We start from the raw sequence: 21,967 nt of genomic DNA, 5'->3' as shown, positions 1-21,967 counted from the left end.
CGACGGATCGACTTGCCATGCTGCACCGAAACAATTATCTTGATCGCGTCCCCCGATACGGTTCATCCGTAGCAACCCGTGAAAGGCAAGACACGTGGCGAAGCAGACGACAGTCACCCTGGTCGACGACTTGGACGGCAACGAGGCCGACGAGCAGGTCGAGTTTGCGGTGGACGGCAAGGTCTACGAGATCGACCTCTCGGCGGCCAATAGCGCCAAGCTGCGGGAGGCCCTCGCTCCCTTCGTTTCCGCTGCTCGCCGCACGGGGGTCCGCCGCCGTTCGGCCGGCGCCACCGCAACGGTCCGCCCGAGCGTCGACCGCGAGCAGAACCAGGCCATTCGCGAATGGGCGCAGCAGCGCGGAATGAAGATCTCCGAGCGCGGCCGCATCCCGTCCAACGTGCTCGAGGCCTACCACCAGAAGAACTGACAGGGCCCGGCCCCCACCGTTCTACCGCCGTGGGGGCCGGAGGCGCTGCGTACGCCAGGATTCACTGAGCATGCGCCTCGGCCCCCAGGTAACGAGCACGACCGGGCTCGGCAGCGCTCCCCCGCAGGTGATCACGGCACCCACGAGATCCCGCCCGCCCTCGCCGTGCCGATCACCGAACGCCCACCCTCGGCACCACGTTCGTCGCGGTCGAGGACGTCTTCTCCTATGCCGATATTCCGGTTTCCGCTCCGAGATCACGTCGGCGAGCGTGCGCTCGTCATCGTCGACTGACGGCGTGTAAGGTCGACGCTTTCGTCAGTAGCGACGCACCACACGAATCAACTGCTCCAGGTCGCGGTTGCACTCCTGACCCGGCCCACTCGGGCCGGTTGTGCGTACGAACCGCGACTTCTCTACCGTGGCCGATAGACGTCAGAGGGTAGGTCGGCGAGTTCCCGAAGCGCCGGCCCTCTGCCCTGAACAGCAACTGGTCGATCTACGGTCACTCCAGGTTCAACTCGCCCGGATAGCGTCGCCACGCGACGCTCCCGGCATACGCTCTACGTTCGGCCTCCCGCGCAGTACTCCGAATCGGCTCCACGCGGTGGGGAATGTCTCTGCGCTCGCCCAACGAGTGGACCTGCTGCCTCCAGCCCGACAACGGCGGCAACAACCGCTCGAGCGGCCGCATGCCGTTCGCGATCTTCTTCCCCGAACCCGGCAAAACTCTCGCCCAGCGCTCAGCCTTCGACGGCCCGGTCCATCCCGGTGGCGCTGATCCACTCGGCCGCGTCCGGCTGCGGTCTCCGAGCCGTTCAACAGTCACAAAAACGAAGAACCACGACACATGCATGTCCCGCGTCTCGACCAGCGGTCGTAACGACGCTGCCGCTGCGTGGTGGCCCGGCCTCCGCACGTGGCCGCATTAGACACCTTTAGACCACCCGGGGTTTGAGTTCTCGTCACGCGCACGACACGCTGGTCGCCGGTCGAGATCAGGGCGGAGCGAGGTGAACCGTGGCGGGCAGGGCGAGGGGCACAGCGATATGGACGGGCGAGGCCGAGAATCCGCGAAAGTCGGCCGGGTCCGCCGAGACGGCGACCACCGAGCGGGCAGCCGGGGTGCGCCAGGCCGATGGCCGCTTCGAGGGACGGCGCACAGCGACGGTCAACCTTCCATTCGTGACGGCCCAGTTCCGTGTGCCGGACCTGCAACCGCCGAGCCGGGAGGAGCTCGGCTGGGTCGTGCAGACGGCACGCTCGTTACTGCCGTCGGGCAGGACACTGCTGTTCTTCGGCGGACTCGCGGCAACCGCGATCGCCGGGATCATCGAGTGGCCGGTGGCCGCAGCCATCGGTGTCGGTAGCGCGTTGTCCGGTCAGGGCGCGACGCACCCGGAACCGCGCAACGGGATACAGCATGCAATGCAGGCCCGGCGAGCCGGCACGAACGCCGCCGGGATCACCAGTGCCTGACCCCATGGAGGCGGTCGGGCGACCCCTGGTGGCGACGCGGTTGCTGCAGAACCCGCTGGGTCAGCGGGCGGAACCCGGCGCCCGGGGCGACATGGTCCAGGTCACCGATGGGCTGGCCACGATCTATCTGCTCCCCCATGAGTACGACGCAGCCGATGATCGCTCGCTCCGGTGGCTGCTGGCGAAGCAACGCCCGCGGGAACGAGGTTGCCGGCGCGACTTGTGATCACTTCTCCGGGAGACCTCGGCGCTGTGTCTCGATACAGTGCGCCCGGGGGGATCAATGAGCGTGCTCACGAAGAACGCGCCGGTGTCCGTTGCGCGAGTGCGCGAGCTCGTCGCGGGCGGGGCCACGCCGCAGCGGCTACGCCGGGTCGGAGCCGTCCTGCTGGTCGGCGCACTGCTGGCCGGGGTAGTCGGGCTGGCGAACGGTCTGTCGCGCGCCGACGCCGTCGGGAGCGAGGGCGCCCGCCTGGCCACGCTCTCCGCCGACGCCGCCGAGATCTACCGCGCCCTGGCAGACGCGGACGCCATGGCCACCAGCGGCTACGTCTCCGGCGGCACCGAGCCCGAAGCCGTCCGCGACCGCTTCGACAGCGACGTCGACGCGGCATCCGAGCGCCTCGTGCGGGCAGCGGCCGGGCTCGCCGCCGACGATCCCGCCGCCGACGACGTCGTGACGATCACGTCGAATCTGCCCGTCTACACCGGATTCGTCGAGTCCGCGCGCACCTACAACCGCCTCGGTCTGCCCCTCGGCCAGACCTACCTCGGCGCCGCATCCAGCCTGATGCGGGAGACGATCCTGCCGGCCGCCGCAACGCTGCGCACCGCGGAGTACACGGCCCTCGATGCCACACTCGCCCGCGGCGGCAGCCTCCCGTTCGCCGTCGTGGTGCTCGGCATCGCTGCGCTCGTCGGCCTCGTGCACGCCTCGATCCGGGAGCGCCGCCGCACCAACCGCGTGATCAACCCGGGCCTGGTCGGCGCCGTGGCCGCGCTCGTCGTCCTGGTCGGATGGTGGGTGGTCGCAACGGCCGTCGCGGGCGGGGCACTGCGCGGGGCCGACCGGCACGGCGACGCGGCACGAGCCCTCGACGACGCCCACGCCGCCGCGCTGCAAGCCCGGAGCAACGAGAGCCTCGTGCTCGTCGCGCGCGGCGGTGCCGGGGCCTCCGACCAGGGCTTCACCGTGCAGATCGACCGCATCCTCGCGCCCGACGCGCTTCTCGACACCGCCGCCGCGGCCGATCCCGACGCCGACCTGTCGACGGTCCGGGCCGCAGCGCAGCGATGGCGCGACGCGCACGTTGCCCTCCGCGCGCTCGACGACGGCGGCCGCTTCCCGGAGGCGGTCGCCTCTGCGACCGGCGCCGACCCTCAGAGCTCCGGGGGCACGTTCGAGGCGCTCGACGCGGCCCTCCGCTCGGCGACGGACGCCCAGCGCGCCGCGTTCGCCGACGACGCCGCAGTCGCACGGGCCGCTGTTGGCGCGCTACCGGCGGTCTCGGTGGTGCTGGGGGTGCTCGCGGCCGTCGGGATCGTCCTCGGAATCGGGCGCAGGCTGGAGGAATACCGGTGACCGGACACGAGACGCGCTCACGCCCGTCGAGCAGGCTGCCGCTGATCGCCCTCGCCGTCGCCGGAGTGCTGGCGCTCGGCAGCCTGCTGCTGCCCGACGGCGGTCCGTCCGCCGCCGTGCCCGCCACGACGACCGGAGCACCCGCGGCGGCGCCGGCCCCTCCGGCCTGCAGCGAGGTGCGGGAGAGCCTGCGTCCCACCGGTCCGCTGCCCGCGCCCGGCGCGATGCCCCCCGGCTCGACCATGGCCGCGATCGCGGCACGCGGCAGGCTGATCGCGGGCGTCGACCAGGGCAAGTACCTCGCCGGCTACCGCAACCCGATCACCGGGCAGATCGAGGGCTCCGACATCGACATCGTCCACCGGATCGCCGCCGCGATCCTCGGCGACCCCAACGCGGTGCAGTTCGTCGTCCTCGACATCGCCGACCGGGCGAACGCCGTCCGGGACAGGCGCGTCGACATGGTCGTCAACAGCTTTACGGTCACGTGCGCACGGCAGGAGAACGTCGAGTTCTCCAGCGCGTACACCACCGTCTCGCAGCGGATGCTGGTGCCGGTCGACAGCGGAGTGCGTGAGGTGGAGGACCTCGCGGGGCAGCGGGTCTGCACGTCGGAGGGCTCCACCACCGAGGACGTTCTCCGTGCACTGCCGCTCGGCCTGCAGGTCTCCACCCGTGCCGGGATCCCCGACTGCGTACTCGACCTGCAGCACGGCAGGGTCGAGGCCGTGTCCAGCGACGACGTCATCCTCGCCGGGCTGGCGGCGCAGGACCCGCAGACCGAGATCGTCGGCCGCGCCCTCGACAACTCCCGCTACGCCGTGGGGATGCAGCCGGGCCAGCCCGACCTCGTCCGGTTCGTGAACGGCGTGCTGGAGCAGGCCCGCGCCGACGGCAGCCTCGCCGCGAGCAACCAGAAGTGGTTCGCGGGCCACCTCGACCAGGTCCCGCCGGTCGCGCCCGCTGTCTACCGCGACTGACCCGACGCGCGGATCAGGGGGCGTGGACGCTGAGCGTCGTCCAGGCGCCGAGCTTGATCACGGTGCCGTCCGGCAGCGGCACGGGGGTGTTGGGCGGGATGAGGTCCGTGCTGTCGCCGATCGTCGTCCCGTTGGTGGACTGGAGGTCGACGATCGTCCAGCCGCCGTCGGCACCGGGCAGCAGCAGCGCGTGCAGCGTGGAGACACCGGGGTCGAGCGGCGGGCCGGACAGGTCGATCTCCGGGTCGATCCCGCGGGAGCGGCTGCGACGCCCGATCGCCATCTGCGGGCCGCTGAGCGTGAACCGGCGCTCCGGGGCGTACGGCGGGAACTCGAGCGTGGCGGCATCCGGCCCGTCGCGGCGGCGGACCTCCTCGAACCACGCCCGGTCCGCGCGAACGACCGCCGTCCAACCGGCATCCGGTGCGGGCTGCGCGGCAGGAGCGGTGTCCGGCACCGGCAGGTCGGCGTCGTGCCCGCACGCCTCGCAGAACCGCCCACCCCGCGGCTCCCCGCACCGCGCGCAGTGCGCAGGCGGCTCAGGTGCCGGCGCGGGCGGTGACGTCGTGGGCGCGGTCATGCGAGCGCCGCACGTGTCGCAGTAGTCCGTGGTCGACGACTCGTGCCCGGCCGGGCAGGCGGCCATCAGCCCTCACCCCCACGTACCCGCACGGTCTTCACCGACCGGGTGTCGAGGGTCATCTCGTCGGCGGCGGACACGTCCTTCCGCAGGCGGACCGTGCCCGAAGGCGCATCGACGACCTCGACGACCTTCTCCAGCAGCCTCGCCGTGCCGTCGTTGCCGGACGCATCAGCCAGTGCCACGGCCCGGCCCAGGCGCGCGGTGGCAGTCGGTTCGTCGCCCGCCTTGCGCGCGGCGAGACCTGCCTGGATCGCCTCGGCGAGTTCGGCCTGCCCGGTGTAGTGAGCCACCCCCGGGCTGATCCTGGTCGAGAGCGCGACGTCCTCGGTCCAGACCGCCCGCATCCTGCCCTGGTCGCCCAGCGCCTCGTCCGAGCCCGATCGGACCAGAGTGACCCGGCCCGCGAGCATCTCGTCGCCGACCGCCCCGGGCGCCACCTCGACGCACACGTGGTACTCACGGCTCTCCGCGCCCCACGAGCCGAGCGGGTAGTCGCCGCGCAACGGGCCCGCCTCGGCGCGGCGGGCCGTGAGGTCCTCGACCGCGGGCGAGACCTGCTTGACGAACCGGATCGTCGCCCCGCGCGGTGTCCAGAGCCGCAGGGCGACGTCCGCAACACCCTTGCCCATCGCCGCACCCATCAATGACCGGAAGTCGCCGGCGAGGTCGGCAGGGTCTGCGACGATGTCGACGGTGCCGAGCAGCGCCGAGGCGATCGCGCGCAGTTCGTCGACCCGCCAGTCGGTGCCGACGCCACGGCAGTCGCACGCGATCACCCCGGTCACCGACCTCAGCTGCTCGGCGAACCAGTCGGGGGCCTCGCCGTTCTTCCCGTCGGTCAGCAGGATCGCGTGCTTGATCGAGCCGGGATGGGCCGCGGCGATCTCACCTGCCGCCGCAAGCCAGGCGCCGATACCGGTGCCGCCGCCCGCCTGCAGGAACCGCACGACGGTCGTCGCCTCGGCGCGGGTGGCCTCGCTCGCGACGGCTGTGCCGCTCGGGGGATACACCTGGCTCGCCACGTGCGTCCCGGCGATCACGGCGAAGGCGACCCCGTCGCGCAGTTCGGCGATCGCCGCTGCTGTGGCCTGCCGTGCGGCGTGGATCCGGTCGCCCTGCATCGACCCCGAGCAGTCGATCACGATGACCTCGAGGACATCCGACGGTGGAGCGGGCGCGGTGAGGTCGCCGGATGCCGTCACGGTGACTATCGCGTCGACGCGGGTTTCGCCCGCAGCGAGGTACGGGTTCTGGTCGACGTCGACGGCAAAGGTCATGCCGGACTCCTCTCGGGTAGGGGGATCGCGACGACCGTGACGTTGTCCCGGCCGCCCGAGTCCAGCGCGTACCGGGTGAGCAGGGCGGCGATCCCGTGCGGGGTGTCCGCGGCGCCCGCGATACGAGCGAGGTCGCCGGGGTCGGGCAGGTAGTTCCACAGGCCGTCGGTGCACAGGAGCAGCAGCCCACCCTCGGCGTCCACGGTGGTGACATCGGGGTACGGCTTCCCGTCCGCTCCGAGCCACCGGGTGATCGCGTGGGCGCGCGGATCGGCCATCGCCGCCGCGGGGTCGAGCACGCCGGCAGCGACCTGTTCATGGGCCCAGGAGTGATCGGCGGTCAGGAGCCGTGAGTTCGGGCCGTCGAGGTGGTAGACGCGGCTGTCGCCCACCCACGCGACCGTGACCCGGCCGGACGGCCCGACCAGCGCGGCGACGAGGGTGCACGACGGTGCGTCGGCCTCTCTCTCGGCGGCCAGCTCCGCAACGGCCTCGGCCGCGGCGCCGACGGCACGCCGCAGCAGCCGTTCCTCCTCCGCAACGCTCGGAGCCGACTCCGGCACATGGTAGGAGTCAGCGGCCGGGCGCACCCGGACCGTTCGCCCGGTACGCGGTTCCTCCGGTCCGGCGCCCACCGGCACCGGCACGGGTGCGGGCTCGGCGTTCAGCAGCACGGAGAGGGCCGCTTCGACGGCGGCACGGGAGGCGTCCTCTGGCCGCCTCGTGCTGGAGACGCCGTCACAGACCACGGCGGCGACCACGCCGGTGTCACGGCGGAGCCCGAACGCCATCGCGTCCTCGTTGCGGGCGTGGACGTGGCCACGATCGCTCACACCGGCCAACCGGCCGAGGTCGGCGGCGACATGATCGGTGCCGCCCGGGAGTCGCCTGCCGCAGACGCCGCAGTAGTCGGTCTCGTCCGGTGCAGCACCGCAAGCGGCACACGGGCCGCGGGGTGGGCGGGCATCGACCGTGCCGGCCCGGCGCAGCGTGAGGTCCAAGCCGCATCGCTCGCAGAACCGGTCGTCCACGCCGACGTCGGCCGCGCAGCGCGGGCAGGCGTTCACACCCATGTCCGGGGCCGTTCGGCGTTTGCGCGGTCGATGAGCGCCACCCGCTGGGCGTGGTCCGTGACGAGACGCGCCGACGCCCGCAGACATCCCTCCAGAGCCAAGCGCAGGTCGTGCTCGCGCCAGGGAACCCCGAGCAGCGGACCGTCCCCCGTGCTTCGGGTGGCGATCGCGGAGGTCAGCAGGGCGGCACGGACTCCCTGGTCGGTGGCCCGGTCCAGCCGCAACGCCTCGACCCGCGCAGCGGCGGCCTGCAGCTCGCTCGCCGGGACCGACGTGCCCCCTGCGACCGTCGCCTCCACCACCGCGAGCTGGGCCGGGACGTGCATGCTCGAGGTCATGGGGACGGCGTCGAGAGCACCGATCGCCTGAGCCCGGTCCCCTGCCCGGAGACGGCAGCGTGCCCTGACGAACGCTGCGTCGGCCAGTGCCGGGTCGGTCGCGGCCAACAGCGTGGCAAGTTGCTCCGCGTGCGCGTCCGCTCCGGCCCGCTCGGCCGCGGCAGCGAGCGCGAGCTTCGGGGCCTGCTCGCCCGGCAGCGTCGAGTAGACGGCGTCGAAGGCGGTGACCGCCGCCGGGACGTCGCCTTCCACCAGCGCGGCGATCCCGGTGAACCAGTCGAGCCGCCAGTCGCCCGCCTCGTCCCGGCGCAACTCGTCGATCGCGGTCCGTGCGGCCGCGGTGTCGCCGGCGTCGATGTCCGCCCGGATCAACCGCAGCCGCAGTTCGGGGCTCGGCTCCCCCGGCCCGCCGGTCTGCGCGCTCGCCTCGGCGATGCGGACGATCTCCGCGCGGTCGACCGTCGCGGTGGCGGCGAGCACTCCGGCTGCGGGATCCGCAGGGTCCACCAGCGGGACGGGCAGCATGGCCGCGACCGCCGCGGGGTCCGGGCGCCCGACGCCGTCCTCGCTGATCAACAGTCCGGGCGCGAAGGTGCCGCGCGGCGGACCGAACAAGGTGGACGCCGTAGGTCGCGGCCGTCCGTCCTCCGTGGCCAGAACCTCGCGCAGCACCCCGGTGAGCTGCTCGGCCATCTCGTCGCAGGAGTCGAAGCGGCGAAAGGGATCCGGGTCCGTCGCCCGGCGCAGGAGCCGGTCGAAGGACGGATGCCGCGTGAGCACCGGGTGCGCGTCGGGATCGGGCAGCGGGGTCGGCACTCCGCGGCGTGCGGGCGGCATCCCGAGCGCCAGCACGGCGAGCGTGCGCCCGACGGTGTGCACATCGGACGCCGGCGACGGGCCGAGCGTCGCGATCTCGGGTGCCTGGTAGCCGATCGTGCCGAAGACGGCGCTGGTCCGGTCGTCGACGCCGATCACGGCGCCGAGGTCTATGAGCGTGAGCTGCCGGTCGTACTGGATCACGTTCTCGGGCTTGAAGTCGCAGTAGACGAGCCCGCGGGAGTGCAGGTAGCCCAGCGCCGGCAGCACCTCCAACGCGTACGCGACGGCCTGGCCGACGGGCATCGGGTCGAGGCCACCGTCGGCGAGCCTGCGCTTCTCCATCAACTGCTTGAGCGAGGAGCCGCCGACGTAGTCCATGACGATGTACTCGACCGGTGTGCCGTCGTCATCCGGATGCCGGACGAAGTTGTAGATCTTGACGATGGTGGGGTGGTCGACCTCGGCGAGGAAGCGCCGCTCGGCCACGGCGGCGGCCATCGCGTCGGCGTCACCGGCGTCGAGCAGGCCCTTGAGCACCACCGGCCGGTCGTTCACCGCCCGGTCGAGCGCCAGGTAGATCCAGCCGAGGCCGCCGTGCGCGAGGCAGCCGAGCACGTCGTACTGTCCGCCGACGAGGATGCCAGGGGTGAGCTTCGGGACGAAGGAGAACCGGGTTCCGTCCTTCGGGCAGAAGCCCTCCACACGCCCTGGTTGCCCGTCGCGACCGCGCCCGACCGGGCTGCCGCAGCGGCTGCAGAACCGGTCCGACTCGGCGACCTGCGGGTCGGTCATCAGCGCGCTCACCGGCTCGAGGCGCGGCACCGGCGGGACGTCGACCATCCCGGCGCCGAGCCGGCTGCGGGTGGCCGCGGTACCGCTGCGCCCGCTGCCGCGGCGGGTGGGCCTGCTGGCGCGGCTTCCGGATCCGCCGGACGAGCTGCTGGTGGACCAGGTCGGCGCCGCAGCCGCCGTGCTGGGGCCGGCATCGGTGTCGATCCCGACCGCTGCCGGCGCGAGGCCGCACGTGTCGCAGTAGCCCTCGTCGATCGTGCCGTCACAGCCCGGACGACCGCACGACCCGGGAGGCGCCACCGTCGCGCTCGCCGAAGGCGGCGTGGCCGGGGCCAAGCCGCACGTGTCGCAGTAGCCGTCGTCGATGGTGCCGTCACAACCCGGCCGGGCACAGGCGCTCATCGCTCGTCCCCACTGCGCTCAGCCGGCGCTACGCGAAGGCGCCGTGACGCCGGCCCGCTCGCAAGCTCGATCATGCGGTTCTCCCCTCGGCCTGCAGCAGGCGCTGGTATTCAGCGAGCGCGCGGGTGGCGGCCGCCAGGTCACACGGCCGCGCCCACAGCACGGCCCGCAACTCCTCCTCCAGCCGGAGGATCTCGGGCTGCTCGGAACGACCGAGGCGGTGTGCCTTGGCGCGGTAGGCCTCGTAGCGCCCGCGCAGCTCGCCACGGCGCTCGATCAACCCGCTCGCCAGCTCCCGGGCGGCCCGCAGCGTGTCGGCCTCCGCCGCGACGGCGACGAGCAGGCTCTCGAGCGCCGCGGCCCTCGACGGCCAACCATCGATCGCGAGGAGGGCGGCCCGCCGGGCGCGCAGCGCGGGCCGCCGGTCGGGCGGTGCGGACGGCAGCGTGACGACGACGATCTCGGCGGCTCTGGCGCGGTCGGCGACCATCCGGCCGCGCAGGGCGTCGAGCTCACCGAGTGCGGCGTCGAGGCGGGCTGTCTGATCGGGCCAGCCGTCCCGGACGGCGGTCGCTGCGCGAAGCCGCGCGACGACTGCCCCGACGTCCCGGGCGAGCGGGCCGGTGTCGACTGCCGAACCGAGCGGATCCGTGGTCGCGGCCCGCTCGACGACGTCCAGCCTGCGGGTCAGCTCCGCGACGGCGTGCTGCTCGGTGCCGAGGTCGTCGGCGATCCGGCGGGCGACACGAAGCTGTTCGGCGGGCGAGGCGACGCGGGCGAGAGCGTCGCGGTACGCGGCGTCGGCGCGTGCGACGAACGCGCTGACGCGATCGAACGCCGCCTCCATCCGGCGGTGGAGGGTGTCGAGGTCGACGTGCTCGACACGCTCGGGGACACCGGTGAGCCCCCGCTCATGGAGCGGGAGAGCGGTGCGGGACACCTCGATCGACGGATCGTGCAGCAGCCGCCGCAGTGTGGCGAGATCGCCGCCGTCGGCGGCGGCAGTGGCGGCGTCGACGATCCTGCGGTGGTCATCGAAGTCGCGCCACAGCCCGGCGAGCTCACCTTCGATGCCCACCCAGAGCTGCGCGGTCTGCCCCGTGAGTCCGCCGCTGGTGAGGAGGGCATGGCCGGGATGGCGCTCGAGCTCGACGAGCGCGCTCGCCATCCTGCCCTGCACCGCGACCCGCTCGGCCAACTCGGCCCGAAGTGGACGCGTTGCCCCGTTTGTCATGCCGTCCCCCCGAGGCGGCAGGGTAGCGCGTTCAGCCGGTGCCGAGCAGGATCTCCTTGGGCCGGGAGCAGGCCGAACTACCGGCCACGGGAGCGGGATCGCCGCCCCGAGGGCGCCCTGGGCGATGGGACGTCGACGCATTCACGGAAGGAGATACCGCCATGCATGACGACGACGTGCGGCACGCTCTACAGCGGCACTGGGCGGCCTCCGACGCCAACGACTTCGAGACGGAGCACGACATCTACCGGGACGACGCGGTGCTCGACTACCCGCAATCGGGCGAGCGCATCCGCGGTCGGCGCAATATTCAAGCCTCGCGCGTCGCGCAGCCGAGCGACAAACGTTTCACCGTGCGACGCATGCTGGGTATCAACGATCTGTGGACCAGCGAACTCGTCCTCACATATGACGGGCAACCGTTCTATGTGGTGAGCATCATGGAATTCGAAGGTGGGCAGGTCGTCCACGAGACGCAGTACTTCGGTGAGGCGTTCGAGCCGGGGCCGTCTCGCGCGCAGTGGGTCGAAAGAATGGGGTGAAGGGTCGGGTCATTGCAGCGGGATCGCCGCCCCGATCGCATCCAGGCCGACCGCCTGCACGATCGTGTCGACGAGGGCGCCCTGGCTGGTGTCGAACGTCCAGCCGATGGGCCCGTCCCCGAATTGCCAGTAACTCTTGAAAGCGGCTTGGAAATCCGCGTCCTCGACGCCGAAGGTCACGTCCACCTGGTTGGCGGGACCCGGCTCGAGGGAGGCACAGACCGCGTTCGCCGTCTTGTTGAGGTTGTCGTCGAAGCTGACACCCGCCGCGGACAGGGCGGTCTTGACCTCGGGGAAGGCCAGGCAGCGTAGCAGGACGCCCCGCCCACTGACGTAGTCCTTCGAGAACACGAAGCCCGTCATCGAGTCGTTCGACATGAGCGCCTTGAACGGCGCTTCGCGCACGATGCCGTCGGCGCCGACGAGCAACTGCTGCACGCCTTGCGCGATCTGACGGATCCAGGTGGTGACGTCGGTCGTGAACGCGGTCTTGTCGAAGGTGGGGTCGACGTGGGCCTGGACGTAGAGGGCCAACTCGTCGGCGATCTGGAGCATGCCCGCCAGGGCAGCGAGGATCAGGCCCTGGTCGCCGGACCAGGCGCAGCCCGGTTCGTACGGCGGGTTGTCGAGCGAGTTGTAGATCCCGTCGGGCAGTGGTCGTTCGTTGACCAAGCCGCCCATCACGCCTTTGTTGAACGTGACGAGCTTCAGGTACTGGTACTTGGAGAGGTTCGGCTCCGTGAACCACCGGCTGAACCACTGGTATTGGGCGTAGGCCATCTTGAGGTAGCCCTGGGCGGCGGCCGTCTTCTGGGGCGTGGCGGTCTTCAGCGTGTTGTAGAGGCGCAGGGACAGCAGGAAGAACCCGGCGTTGGTGACCGTGTTCTTGATGCCCATGGGGTTGCTGCTCGCCGAGGCACTGCTGTTGCGGCAACCGTGCGGTACCGGCATCACCTCCGTCGCCAGGTCGTAGCCCGTGCCGACCATGCGTAGCCAGCACGTCTGCGCGATGTCGAGGTAGACGGCGGCGTGGTTGTGGCCACCGCTCAAGTCGTACGCGCGCAGGAAGTCGTATGCGCTGAGCGAGGCGAGGCCGCACCAGGCGAAGTCGTCGTCCCACACGCCGACGTTGTCCAGCATCGGCTGGAAGAACTGGTCCTCGGTCTGGGGCTGGGTTCCGGTCCCCAGCCTGGTGGCCATGCCGTCGCGCCATTGTTGGGCCTGGGCGGGCCATTTGCTGTACGCGGCGTTGACGAAGTGGATGGCCGCGTCGAGGGTGTTGGCTCGGGTCCAGAAGTCGGTGATCGCCCAGCGATTGTTGTACAGGTACCCTTGGTAGATCGGATTCACGCAGGAAACCGGGTCCATAGCGCCTCCTTCGGGACAACGATTGCCCGACTAATTGCGGCGACTGTTGAGCGCGCCCAGGATGGCCGTCTGCATGTGCCGGCGGCAATACGACATGCAGTTGATCCCTCTGCGTCAGGTGTCACTTTCCGTGACTGAGGCCGTGGCCGCCGGCCGGGGGATCAGCGGCGGAGCTGCCTGCGTGAGGTGATGTTGAGTTTGCCGAAGATCTTGTGCAGGTGATATTCGACCGTGCGCGGACTGATGAACAACCGGGCTCCGATCTCGGGATTGGTGAGGCCCTCCCGAACCAGACGCGCGACCTGCGCCTCCTGCGCGGTCAACTCACCGCCGGTCTCCGCAGGACGTCTGCGGATGGTCTCCCCGGTGGCCCCCAGCTCGCGCTCCGCACGCCGGGCGAACGCTTCCATCCCCATCGCCGTGAACATCTCGTAGGCGGTGCGCAGCTGCACCCGCGCATCCAACCGCCGGCCCTCGCGACGCAACCACTCCCCGTACAGCAGATGGCCCCGGGCAAGTTCCCCCCGAACCCGGGTGCGTCCGAGCCGCTCGATCGCCTCCCGGTAGGCACGCTCCGCCGCATAACCGTCGCTCGTCAACGCCCGGCAGCGAGCCTCGATACCCAACCCCCAGTCGGTTCCACTCGCGCCGGTCGACTTCGCGATCTGCTGCAGGGCGTCGTCAGCACGCTCGGGCATCCCGATGCGGGTGGCGGCCTCGACGAGCTCGACCAGAGCCCAGGCGGTTGACGCGTTCAGCTCCTCCGGGTGCTCGCCGGCTCGCTCAGCCGCGACCATCGCTTCCTCGTAGCGTCCGAACCCGTTGTTGAGCACTGCCGTCGCCAACCCGGTGACGGTCAGCCCGAGTCCCTCGCCCCGAGACACCGCCTCGTCGAGAACGGTGTCGATCAGGTCGGTGGCCGCTTCCTCGCGGCCCCGCCAGGCGGCAAGCATCAGGCCGCCGTAGGGCACGAACGGGCTCCCGGTCGCCTCCGTGACACCGTGCAGCTCGTCGCCCAGCGCCTCAGCCGCATCCAGCTCACCGGCGAACACGTGCGCGATCGTGCGGGCGCTGAGGGCGAGCGAAAGCACGGACAGCGCTCCGGTCTCCCGCGCGAGCTGCAGGAAGCGGGTGACGATCGCCTCCCACGCCTCCTCGTCCCACAGAGCACGGGCGATGCGGCAGGTGAGCCAGAGCCAGCGCAGCCCCTCCTCCTCGGGGAGGTCCGGGCTGCGGAACGCGACCAGCGCGCGCTTCAACGTCGGTATGCCCGCCGCGAACCCATCCGTATATCCCACCGCCAAACCGTCGAGGAGGAGATCGGCCGCGCGTGGAGGCCGCTGCGACGGGGGTGCGGAACGTGCGGCGGCAGCGGTCTCCTGCAGGCCGTTGCAGCCCGCCAACGGGCCGGCGAAGATCGCTGCGTCCAATGCGTCCAGGTAGGTCTCCCGAGCCAGCCGCACGTCGAGCGGTTCGAGCTGTTTGGCGGCCCGCAGCAGCAGCGGCGGCGCGTCACGCCCACGGCTGACGGTGAACGCGATCTGCGCCCGCAACAACTCCAACCGGCCACGTTGCAACGGATCCAGTGGCCCCGCCGACGCAGCGGACAGCAGTTCCAGCGCTGTGTCGGGTGCGCCGGCCTGGTGCTTGGCCTGCGCCGCGGCCAGCGCACGCTCGGCCCGACGCTGCGGCTGGAGAGTCAGATGCGTGGCCCGTTCCAGGAACGCCGCGGCCGCAGTGCGGCCGCCGCGGGACTGCGCCCGCCCCGCCGAACGCTCCAGCTCCGCGGCGACGTCTTCATCCGGGCCCGCGGCCGCCTGGGCGCGGTGCCAGGCCCGGCGATCGGGATCCGTGTCGGGATCGATGGCCTCCGCCAACGCACGGTGCGCGTACTGCCACTCCTCCACGCCGGCGGCCCGGTGAACCGCCGAGCGCAGCAGCGGATGACGAAACCGCACCTGAGCAGCGATCTCGATCAGGCCGGCGGCGACCGCGGGCGCCGCCGCCTCATGGCCGATCCCCAGCCACTGAGCGGCCCGCCAGATCAGGACGGGGTCGCCGAGCGGCTCCGCCGCGGCGATCACCAGCAGCTCACGGGAGTCCGCCGGGAGCGGCGCGAGCTGCCGTCGGAAGCTCTCCTCGATCCGCTTCGGCAATGCCATCGTCGTGGGCAGCCCGAACCCGCCGGCCAGTTCGGCGGGCGTCAGGCCACGCGGCAGCTCCAGCAGTGCCAGCGGATTACCGCGGGCCTCCCCGACGATCCGGTCGAGCACCCGCGCGTCCACGGGACCGGGCAGCGCCGAGCCCAGCAACGCTCGGGCGTCCTCGTCGGGCAGACCGCCCACCACCAGCTCCTGCAGACCCGTCGACTCCTCCTCGTCCGATTCCTGCTCCTCGCCGGGCTCACGCGACGCGAAGATCATCGCCACCGACTCGGCACCCAGCCGCCGTGCGGCGAACATCAGAGCCTGCGCGGAGGCACGGTCGAGCCACTGAACGTCATCGACCACGCAGACGAGCGGCTGCTCCCGCGCCACCTCCGCGAGCAGCCCGAGCACAGCGAGACCGACCAACAGGCGGCCCGGCGGGTCGCCGTTGCTCAGCCCGAAGGTGGTGGCCAGCGCATCACGCTGCGGACCGGGGAGATGGGCCAGCTGATCCAGCATCGGGGAGCAGAGCTGATGCAGCCCCGCGAACGGCAGCTCCATCTCCGACTGGACACCCGCAGCGCGCGCCACGCGGCAGCCCGAGGCCCGCTCGACCAGGTACTCCAACAAGGCCGTCTTGCCCACGCCGGGCTCGCCGCGCACCACCAATGCCCGGCTCTCGCCCGACCGAACAGCCTTGAGCGAACGGTCGAGCGCCTCGCACTCGCTGCGCCGATCCCGCAACGCCACCGGCGCTCGTCCGCCTCGCGTCACCTCAGGAGTATCCGGCCTACTCGTGCTGTTCACTCGCCGTGGCGCCGGCCGGTTCCAGAAGCTCGGGCTGGGCGGCGAGCGCGCGAAGGATTCGATGAGGATCCGCGACGAGACGCCGGGTGCTGTGATCGAGCATCCCCATGATCTTGACCAGCTCCGTGGCCAGGACGTCGTCGCCGCGGATGAAGCGATGCAGGAAGGTGAACGTTCTTCCGGAGCCGTACGTGGGCTCGCAGGTGACGGTCACATGTTCTCCGATGCGTAACTCACGGAGGTAACGCGCCTGAGCTTCGAGGATGACCGGGCCCACCTTGTTCTCCATGAAGGTCTCGGGCACGACTCCCGCGCGTCGCAGGAACTCCAGCCTGACGTGGTCGGCCCAGTCGTAGTAGGCCGCGTTGCTCAAATGCCCGTTGAAGTCCACTTCGTACTGCCGTGCAGCCAACTGCAGGCTGAAGATGCTCATGCCCTGCCTTCACCAGCTCCGGGTCGGACACAGCGACTGTCGTCCGGCATCACTGCGATCCGCATCCGTGTGGATCCCGAGCCACATCCCCGGCGGGCATACCAGGGACGGCACGTGTGCGAAGCGAAGCTCGGCGTATGGACGCGGCCTTGTCCGCCGTTCGGTCAGCCGGAGCGGTCGGGGCCCGCGCGGGTCAGCGTCACGCGCAGCAACACCCGCCGCTCACGCTGCATCGCCGTGCGGTATTCGTCCCAGTCCTTGTGCTCGCCCGTGATCTGCCGGTAGTAGTCCACCAGGCCGTCCATCGCATCCGGCAGAGACACGATCTCGGCACGGCCCTCCACCTGGATCCAGCTCCCGAAGAAGCCATCGGGCAGCACACACAGCCACAGCCGTTGGTCCCTGCGCACGTTGCGCACCTTGACCGCGGTCTCCCGGGTGCTGACGAGCACGCGCCCGTCGTCGTCCATGCCGACCAGGACCGGTGACATCTGCGGAGTGCCGTCCTCGCGCATCGTGGCGAGCACCGCCCGGTGTTGCTTGCGGATGATCTCTCGCGCCTTGTCGAGATCCATCCGGCGACCGTAGTACGCCGAGGCCGTGAGCACCGGCCGAGCCCGCGGCGTGTCAAGCAGTCATCGGTTGTGGCGCCCGCATCGGCGCGCCCCGATACTCCTTGCGCGGCGCGGCGCGGATCCGCGCCGGTGGCGGTGTTGCTGGGTGTCGCAGGATCGGCGCAGTGAGTGTGACGAGCTCGACCGCCTGCGCGAGGCTGTTCGGTCGGGCGAGAGCCGGGCACTGCTCGTGCGCGGCGAGCCGGGTGTGGGCAAGACGGCCCTCCTCGACTACCTGGTCGAACGCTCGTCGCACTATCGCGTGGAGCGGACCATGGGTGTCCAGCCGGAGATGGCAGCTCCGGCGCTGATGCCGTACCGCTGAGTCCTCCCCCGGTCCTCCTCGCCCGCTTCGCCCGGTGCCCTCACTAGGGATCCGACCCGGGATTCCCACGGAGGCGCCCACAGCGTCGCCGTCCGACGGTTGAGATGCCGGCCATCCGGGCGGGATCCGTATGCCGCAGAACGGAGCAGAGCATGGGAAGAGTAGACGGCAAGGTTGCTTTCATCACTGGTGGTGCACGTGGTCAGGGCCGCAGTCATGCGGTCCGGCTGGCCGAGGAAGGCGCAGACATCATCGCCGTCGACATGTGCAAACCCCTCGCCTCCGCGCCCTACGACCTCGCTTCCCCCGAGGATCTGTCAGTCACGGCAAGGCAGATCGAAGCGCTCGGCCGGCGCGTTGCCACGTTCGAGGCGGACGTTCGGGACGAATGGGCGATCAGGAAGGCGTTCGAGGCCGGAGTCGGCGAGATCGGCCCCGTGGACATCGTGATCGCCAATGCCGGGGTGGCATTGCTGGCCGTGGACGAGGCCCACGAGGCCTGGCAGGACACGATCGACATCAACCTCACCGGTGTGCTGAACACGATCGAATCTGTGGTGCCGTCGATGATCGAGCGCGGTGTGGGTGGGTCGATCGTTGTGGCCAGCTCGGTCGCGGGTCTTCGCGGTGTACTCGGCCCGTCCCGCGCTGCGCTGGGGTACGTCGCCTCCAAACACGGCGTGGTGGGCCTCATGCGCTCCTACGCGAACATCCTCGCCCCACACTTGATCCGCGTGAACTCCGTGCACCCCTCCGGCGTCGAGACACCCATGATCACCGCGGCATCGATGGCAGCCTTCCTGGACGCGAACCCCAAGATCGCGGCGGGGTTCGCCACTCCGATGCCGATTCCTCTCCTCGAGGCGCGCGACGTCAGCAATGCGGTGCTCTACCTCGTGTCCGACGACGGCCGCTATGTCACCGGCACCACGTTGTCCATCGACGGCGGACGCACCAACAAGGTCTGAGAACACACATTCCATCCGACAGGGCGGTTTCGGTTCCCCGTTCTGTTGTCACAGCGAAACGGGAAGCCATGACATCCATCAGCGGATCGACCGTCCTCGTCACCGGCGGGCAACGCGGCCTGGGCAAAGCGTTCGTCGACGCCGCGCTCGAACTGGGTGCGGCCAAGGTGTACGCAACGGCACGCAAGCCACGACCCAGCGCCGACCCGCGGGTCGTACCGCTCGCGCTCGAGGTGACCGACCCGTCTTCGGTGGCGGCACTCGCCGATCAGGCCCGTGATGTGTCCATCGTCATCAACAACGCCGGTGCGACACTGCGCAAGCCACTCATCAACACCCCGATCGACGACCTCAGGGATCTGTTCGAGACCAATCTCTTCGGCGTCCTGCGAGTCACCCAGGCCCTCGCGCCCACCCTCGCCACCAACGGCGGCGGCATATTGATCAACATCCACTCCGCCATGTCCTGGATCGCCGGAGCAGGCCCCTACGGCGTCACCAAGGCCGCGTTGTGGTCAGCGACGAACTCCCTGCGCATCGACCTGGCCGCCCAAGGGACCCTGGTCGTCGGCGTCCACCTCGGATACACCGAAACAGACATGACCGCCGACCTCGACGTAGTGAAGAACGATCCTCTCGAACTGGCCCGCGACGTGCTGGTCGCAGCCGAGAACGGACAGACCGAGGTGCTGTCGGACGACGTGAGCCGGCACTTCAAAGCGGCGCTCTCCGGTCCGATCGAAGGACTCGAGTTCACCATCGTCGACGGCAACGTGGTGACCAAGCACCCGCCCACCGGGGCCGTGACTGCCGAGGCCCGTGCGAGACGGTGATCATGGCTGCGGGTGGGTGGGAGCTGGCCGGGCTCCCCGGGTTGGCGTCCCGGCCTTCGGCTCTTGATCGCCAGTTCGGGACCGAAGCCTGCACCTGGCACGGCTGAGGGGCCCGAGACGGTGATCATGGCCGTGGGCGGCGGGTGCTGGTCGGCGGTCCCCACGCGGGCGGCCGGGTTTCGGGTCTTGATCGCTGCTTGGGGACCGGGGACCGCGCCAGGTGCCGTTGCGCGTCCCCAACCGTTGATCTCCCTCACCAAGGAGCTTGGCGCCCGACGACCCTGCTCCGCGGCGAGCCGATCCAGACCGTCGAGGCACTCAAGGAGCAGCCGGGATGGGAACTCCAGATCCACGGGAGCGCGCGACTCGGCAACACCCGGTTGGCCGCCGGCCTCGTCGACACACTCCGTCTCGTCGTCGCCCCAGCCCTGTCCTGTTCCGGGCGGCGGCTGCTCGACCACCCGAGCGGCCCCGGTGGCGGAGTACGAGGGCGTCGCAGCCTTCGTCCAGTGACACATGCACGCCCATCTATTTGAAAACCATATTCAGTAACGGTTGACTCGTGGCGTGACCTTCCCCCCGCTGCCTCTCAACCTCGGCGGCGCGCCTCGTGACCCGGGCCGCGGGCGCCGCGCCACAGAGATCGCCGATCTGGTGCGTACCCTGCTGCGGCTACCGGCGGATGCGCCGGTCACCGTGTTTCCACTCGCCTGTCGCGAGCCCGGCTGCCCGCCGGTGGAGACCGTGATCGCCGTACTCGCGCCACCCCGGCGGCGCTGGACGATCCACCGCCCGCTGGCCCAGATCGACGAGGGGGTCGTCACCGACCTACTCACCCACAACCCGCAGGGATTCACCCATGACTGATCAGCGCATCCCCGTAACCGTCCTGACCGGGTTTCTCGGCTCGGGCAAGACCACGCTGCTCAACCGGATCCTCACGGAACAGCACGGCCGCCGCATCGCCGTGATCGAGAACGAGTTCGGCGAGATCGGGGTGGACGACGCGCTGGTGCTCGACGCTGAGGAGGAGGTGTTCGAGATGAACAACGGCTGCATCTGCTGCACCGTGCGCGGCGACCTCATCCGCATTCTCGGTGCCCTGCTTCGGCGCAAGGACCGGTTCGACGCGATCCTCATCGAGACCACCGGCCTGGCCGACCCCGCTCCGGTCGCGCAGACCTTCTTCATGGACGACGCCCTGCGCGACGAACTGCGCCTCGACGCGATCGTCACGGTCGTCGACGCCAAGCACGTCCTGCGCCACCTGGACGAGGTCAAACCCGACGGGGTGGAGAACGAGGCCGTCGAGCAGATCGCGTTCGCCGACCGGATCGTGCTCAACAAGATCGATCTGGTCGAGGCCGCACAGGCCGCCGAGGTGACCCGCCGGATCCGGTCGATCAACGCGCCGGTCATGGTGCTTCCCGCCGTGCGCGGCGACGTCGACCTCGCCGACGTCCTCGATGTCCACGCCTTCGACCTCGACGCGATCCTGGCCGGCGAGCCGGAGTTCCTCGACCCTGACTCCGAGCACCAGCACGACGAGTCGGTGACGAGCGTCGGGATCGAGGCCGACGGCACCATCGACCCGGGCGCACTCAACACGTGGTTGGGCGCGCTGCTGGCGACACGCGGGCAGGACCTGTATCGGAGCAAGGGCGTGCTCTGCCTCGCCGACACCGACCGCCGCTACGTCTTCCAAGGCGTACACATGCTCCACGACGGCGAGCTCGGCGAGCCGTGGCGCGACGGGGAGTCCCGGCGCAACCGGATCGTGTTCATCGGCCGCAACCTCGACCGCGCGGAGCTGACCGCCGGGTTCCGCTCGTGCCTGACCACAGCGACGGTCGGGGTGGCCGGATGACGACGGCGACCACGGACGCCCGCTGGACCGTCGATCTCGGCGAGCCGGTGATCCACTGCGTGCCCGTGCCCGGCGGGCTCGCGGCCGGCGGCTCGGAAGGCACGATCGTCGTCGTCGACCTCTCCAGCAGCGTCCTGCTCCGGCTGCACCTGGGCGACTTCCTGCTCGGCATGGCGGCCAGCCCGGACGGCACACGTCTCGCCGCAGGCGGCGGCGAGCGGGTGGCGGTCTGGGACCTCGCCGACGGCCGCCTGCTCGCCGAGCACCCCGCTCAGTGGAGCTCGGCCCTGGTCTGGTCCGCCCGTTCCGACCTGCTCGCCGTGGGCGACGGCAAGCAGGTGCGTGTCCTCGACCGCGACGGCGCACCCCGCTGGACCTCGACCCCGCTGACGTCCACTGTGGCTGGGCTGGCGTTCCTCCGACGCGACGGCCGCCGAATCACCGCGGCCGCGTACCGAGGCGTCACCATCTTCGAACCCGATTCCGACCGGCTGATCGAACACCTTCTCGCCCCGGGCTCGATCGCCGGGATCGCCGTCGCCCCCAACGGACGCTGGGTCGTCGGCGGCAGCCAGGACGCCACACTGCACGGCTGGAAGGTCCCGGGCGGCGATGACTTCCGGATGAGCGGTTTCCCCACGACCGTCTCCCGGCTCGCATTCGAGTCCGGCGGACGCTGGATGGCCTGTGACGGTGGCGACGCCGTCGCGTTCTGGGACTTCTCCGGGCACGGGCCCACCGGCCGCGAAGCCGTGCTCGGCGAAGGCCACCGCGGCCTGATCACCGCACTGGCCTGGCATCCCGGCAACGCACGCACGCTCGTGACCGGTGACGGCAACGGCGATGTCCTGACGTGGGTACTCGGCACGTCCGTCCGCCCCGGAGACCGCATCCGCCCCACGCACGCCCGGTCCACGGGCGACCCGATCGACGCCCTCGCCGTCGTCGACGGCTACCACCCGGTCACCGGGCACCGATCTGGCGCGATCACCTGCGGCACGGCATCGTGACATC

22 protein-coding genes are annotated in these 21,967 nt (G+C 70.8%); 13 read left to right on the top strand and 9 right to left on the bottom strand.

Going from position 1 to position 21,967, the window contains the following annotated elements; translation table 11 throughout:
• The first annotated feature begins 94 nt into the window (after nt 1-94).
• From ABD743_RS18515 to ABD743_RS18495, 5 genes are all read left to right on the top strand, one after another.
• On the top strand, nt 95-430 hold the full coding sequence (locus ABD743_RS18515; protein WP_241036474.1) for a histone-like nucleoid-structuring protein Lsr2: 336 nt from the start codon (nt 95-97) through the stop codon (nt 428-430).
• Between the two features lie 1,185 nt (nt 431-1,615).
• Nucleotides 1,616-1,909, top strand: coding sequence for a hypothetical protein (locus tag ABD743_RS18510; protein ID WP_344723343.1), 294 nt, complete (start codon nt 1,616-1,618; stop codon nt 1,907-1,909).
• Nucleotides 1,902-2,135, top strand: a complete 234-nt coding sequence (locus ABD743_RS18505; protein WP_344723342.1) for a hypothetical protein — start codon at nt 1,902-1,904, stop codon at nt 2,133-2,135. The genes ABD743_RS18510 and ABD743_RS18505 overlap by 8 nt, the downstream gene beginning before the upstream one ends.
• A 57-nt stretch (nt 2,136-2,192) precedes the next feature.
• Entirely contained in the window at nt 2,193-3,491 is a 1,299-nt protein-coding gene (locus ABD743_RS18500; protein WP_344723341.1) for a hypothetical protein, read from the top strand.
• Nucleotides 3,488-4,471 (top strand): glutamate ABC transporter substrate-binding protein, encoded by a 984-nt coding sequence (locus ABD743_RS18495; protein WP_344723340.1) that lies wholly within the window; start codon nt 3,488-3,490, stop codon nt 4,469-4,471. The genes ABD743_RS18500 and ABD743_RS18495 overlap by 4 nt, the downstream gene beginning before the upstream one ends.
• 13 nt (nt 4,472-4,484) lie before the next feature.
• Here the strand turns inward: ABD743_RS18495 and ABD743_RS18490 are convergent, their stop codons facing one another.
• The 5 genes from ABD743_RS18490 to ABD743_RS18470 all read right to left on the bottom strand — a co-directional run bounded on the left by ABD743_RS18490 (nt 4,485) and on the right by ABD743_RS18470 (nt 11,049).
• Nucleotides 4,485-5,051 (bottom strand): FHA domain-containing protein, encoded by a 567-nt coding sequence (locus ABD743_RS18490; protein ID WP_344723339.1) that lies wholly within the window; start codon nt 5,049-5,051, stop codon nt 4,485-4,487.
• 65 nt (nt 5,052-5,116) lie between these two features.
• Nucleotides 5,117-6,391, bottom strand: coding sequence for a vWA domain-containing protein (locus ABD743_RS18485; RefSeq protein WP_344723338.1), 1,275 nt, complete (start codon nt 6,389-6,391; stop codon nt 5,117-5,119).
• Entirely contained in the window at nt 6,388-7,464 is a 1,077-nt protein-coding gene (locus tag ABD743_RS18480) for a PP2C family protein-serine/threonine phosphatase (RefSeq protein ID WP_344723337.1), read from the bottom strand. Before ABD743_RS18480 ends, ABD743_RS18485 begins: the two co-directional genes overlap by 4 nt.
• Entirely contained in the window at nt 7,455-9,815 is a 2,361-nt protein-coding gene (locus ABD743_RS18475) for a serine/threonine-protein kinase (protein ID WP_344723336.1), read from the bottom strand. Before ABD743_RS18475 ends, ABD743_RS18480 begins: the two co-directional genes overlap by 10 nt.
• Before the next feature lie 70 nt (nt 9,816-9,885).
• Complete coding sequence (locus ABD743_RS18470) at nt 9,886-11,049, bottom strand: hypothetical protein (RefSeq protein ID WP_344723335.1); 1,164 nt, start codon at nt 11,047-11,049, stop codon at nt 9,886-9,888.
• Between the two features lie 161 nt (nt 11,050-11,210).
• On the opposite strand from ABD743_RS18470, the gene ABD743_RS18465 reads away from it, so the two are divergent.
• Complete coding sequence (locus ABD743_RS18465; RefSeq protein WP_344723334.1) at nt 11,211-11,591, top strand: nuclear transport factor 2 family protein; 381 nt, start codon at nt 11,211-11,213, stop codon at nt 11,589-11,591.
• Nucleotides 11,592-11,600: 9 nt separating this feature from the next.
• Here ABD743_RS18465 and ABD743_RS18460 read toward each other — a convergent pair whose 3' ends face one another.
• From ABD743_RS18460 to ABD743_RS18445, 4 genes are all read right to left on the bottom strand, one after another.
• The gene (locus tag ABD743_RS18460; protein ID WP_344723333.1) at nt 11,601-12,959 is read right to left on the bottom strand and encodes a hypothetical protein; all 1,359 of its coding nucleotides are present in this window, start codon (nt 12,957-12,959) and stop codon (nt 11,601-11,603) included.
• Nucleotides 12,960-13,120: 161 nt separating this feature from the next.
• Nucleotides 13,121-15,856, bottom strand: coding sequence for a helix-turn-helix transcriptional regulator (locus ABD743_RS18455; protein ID WP_344723332.1), 2,736 nt, complete (start codon nt 15,854-15,856; stop codon nt 13,121-13,123).
• A 40-nt stretch (nt 15,857-15,896) separates the two neighbouring features.
• Nucleotides 15,897-16,346 (bottom strand): acyl-CoA thioesterase, encoded by a 450-nt coding sequence (locus tag ABD743_RS18450; protein WP_344723331.1) that lies wholly within the window; start codon nt 16,344-16,346, stop codon nt 15,897-15,899.
• 164 nt (nt 16,347-16,510) lie between these two features.
• Nucleotides 16,511-16,921 carry a PPOX class F420-dependent oxidoreductase gene (locus tag ABD743_RS18445; protein WP_344723330.1) on the bottom strand — a complete coding sequence of 137 codons (411 nt, stop codon included), beginning with the start codon at nt 16,919-16,921 and terminating at the stop codon, nt 16,511-16,513.
• A 145-nt stretch (nt 16,922-17,066) separates the two neighbouring features.
• On the opposite strand from ABD743_RS18445, the gene ABD743_RS18440 reads away from it, so the two are divergent.
• From ABD743_RS18440 to ABD743_RS18410, 7 genes are all read left to right on the top strand, one after another.
• Nucleotides 17,067-17,285, top strand: coding sequence for an ATP-binding protein (locus ABD743_RS18440; protein WP_344723329.1), 219 nt, complete (start codon nt 17,067-17,069; stop codon nt 17,283-17,285).
• Between the two features lie 152 nt (nt 17,286-17,437).
• On the top strand, nt 17,438-18,253 hold the full coding sequence (locus ABD743_RS18435) for a mycofactocin-coupled SDR family oxidoreductase (protein WP_344723328.1): 816 nt from the start codon (nt 17,438-17,440) through the stop codon (nt 18,251-18,253).
• Nucleotides 18,254-18,321: 68 nt separating this feature from the next.
• Nucleotides 18,322-19,086, top strand: a complete 765-nt coding sequence (locus tag ABD743_RS18430) for an SDR family oxidoreductase (RefSeq protein WP_344723327.1) — start codon at nt 18,322-18,324, stop codon at nt 19,084-19,086.
• 143 nt (nt 19,087-19,229) lie between these two features.
• Entirely contained in the window at nt 19,230-19,622 is a 393-nt protein-coding gene (locus ABD743_RS18425; RefSeq protein ID WP_344723326.1) for a dihydrofolate reductase family protein, read from the top strand.
• Nucleotides 19,623-19,653: 31 nt separating this feature from the next.
• Nucleotides 19,654-19,953 carry a hypothetical protein gene (locus ABD743_RS18420; RefSeq protein ID WP_344723325.1) on the top strand — a complete coding sequence of 100 codons (300 nt, stop codon included), beginning with the start codon at nt 19,654-19,656 and terminating at the stop codon, nt 19,951-19,953.
• Nucleotides 19,946-20,953: a CobW family GTP-binding protein gene (locus ABD743_RS18415; RefSeq protein WP_344723324.1), complete on the top strand. Its 1,008-nt coding sequence runs from the start codon at nt 19,946-19,948 to the stop codon at nt 20,951-20,953. Before ABD743_RS18420 ends, ABD743_RS18415 begins: the two co-directional genes overlap by 8 nt.
• Nucleotides 20,950-21,963 (top strand): WD40 repeat domain-containing protein, encoded by a 1,014-nt coding sequence (locus ABD743_RS18410; protein WP_344723323.1) that lies wholly within the window; start codon nt 20,950-20,952, stop codon nt 21,961-21,963. The genes ABD743_RS18415 and ABD743_RS18410 overlap by 4 nt, the downstream gene beginning before the upstream one ends.
• Nucleotides 21,964-21,967: the final 4 nt, after the last annotated feature.

Source organism: Pseudonocardia yunnanensis, from assembly GCF_039534065.1.
GTDB classification, from domain to species: Bacteria; Actinomycetota; Actinomycetes; order Mycobacteriales; family Pseudonocardiaceae; genus Pseudonocardia; species Pseudonocardia yunnanensis.
Note: the sequence above shows the minus strand (reverse complement) of the source record. Positions and strands in the feature narration are given on the sequence as shown.

Bases quoted from the DNA above. Each gene is read 5' to 3' on its own strand.
- ABD743_RS18465 (WP_344723334.1), top strand. From the start codon at position 11,211: ATGCATGACGACGACGTGCGGCACGCTCTACAGCGGCACTGGGCGGCC.
- ABD743_RS18460 (WP_344723333.1), bottom strand. From the start codon at position 12,959: ATGGACCCGGTTTCCTGCGTGAATCCGATCTACCAAGGGTACCTGTAC.
- ABD743_RS18480 (WP_344723337.1), bottom strand. From the start codon at position 7,464: ATGGGTGTGAACGCCTGCCCGCGCTGCGCGGCCGACGTCGGCGTGGAC.
- ABD743_RS18430 (WP_344723327.1), top strand. From the start codon at position 18,322: ATGACATCCATCAGCGGATCGACCGTCCTCGTCACCGGCGGGCAACGC.
- ABD743_RS18470 (WP_344723335.1), bottom strand. From the start codon at position 11,049: ATGACAAACGGGGCAACGCGTCCACTTCGGGCCGAGTTGGCCGAGCGG.
- ABD743_RS18500 (WP_344723341.1), top strand. From the start codon at position 2,193: ATGAGCGTGCTCACGAAGAACGCGCCGGTGTCCGTTGCGCGAGTGCGC.
- ABD743_RS18475 (WP_344723336.1), bottom strand. From the start codon at position 9,815: ATGAGCGCCTGTGCCCGGCCGGGTTGTGACGGCACCATCGACGACGGC.
- ABD743_RS18445 (WP_344723330.1), bottom strand. From the start codon at position 16,921: ATGGATCTCGACAAGGCGCGAGAGATCATCCGCAAGCAACACCGGGCG.
- ABD743_RS18490 (WP_344723339.1), bottom strand. From the start codon at position 5,051: ATGACCGCGCCCACGACGTCACCGCCCGCGCCGGCACCTGAGCCGCCT.
- ABD743_RS18485 (WP_344723338.1), bottom strand. From the start codon at position 6,391: ATGACCTTTGCCGTCGACGTCGACCAGAACCCGTACCTCGCTGCGGGC.
- ABD743_RS18410 (WP_344723323.1), top strand. From the start codon at position 20,950: ATGACGACGGCGACCACGGACGCCCGCTGGACCGTCGATCTCGGCGAG.
- ABD743_RS18450 (WP_344723331.1), bottom strand. From the start codon at position 16,346: ATGAGCATCTTCAGCCTGCAGTTGGCTGCACGGCAGTACGAAGTGGAC.
- ABD743_RS18415 (WP_344723324.1), top strand. From the start codon at position 19,946: ATGACTGATCAGCGCATCCCCGTAACCGTCCTGACCGGGTTTCTCGGC.
- ABD743_RS18435 (WP_344723328.1), top strand. From the start codon at position 17,438: ATGGGAAGAGTAGACGGCAAGGTTGCTTTCATCACTGGTGGTGCACGT.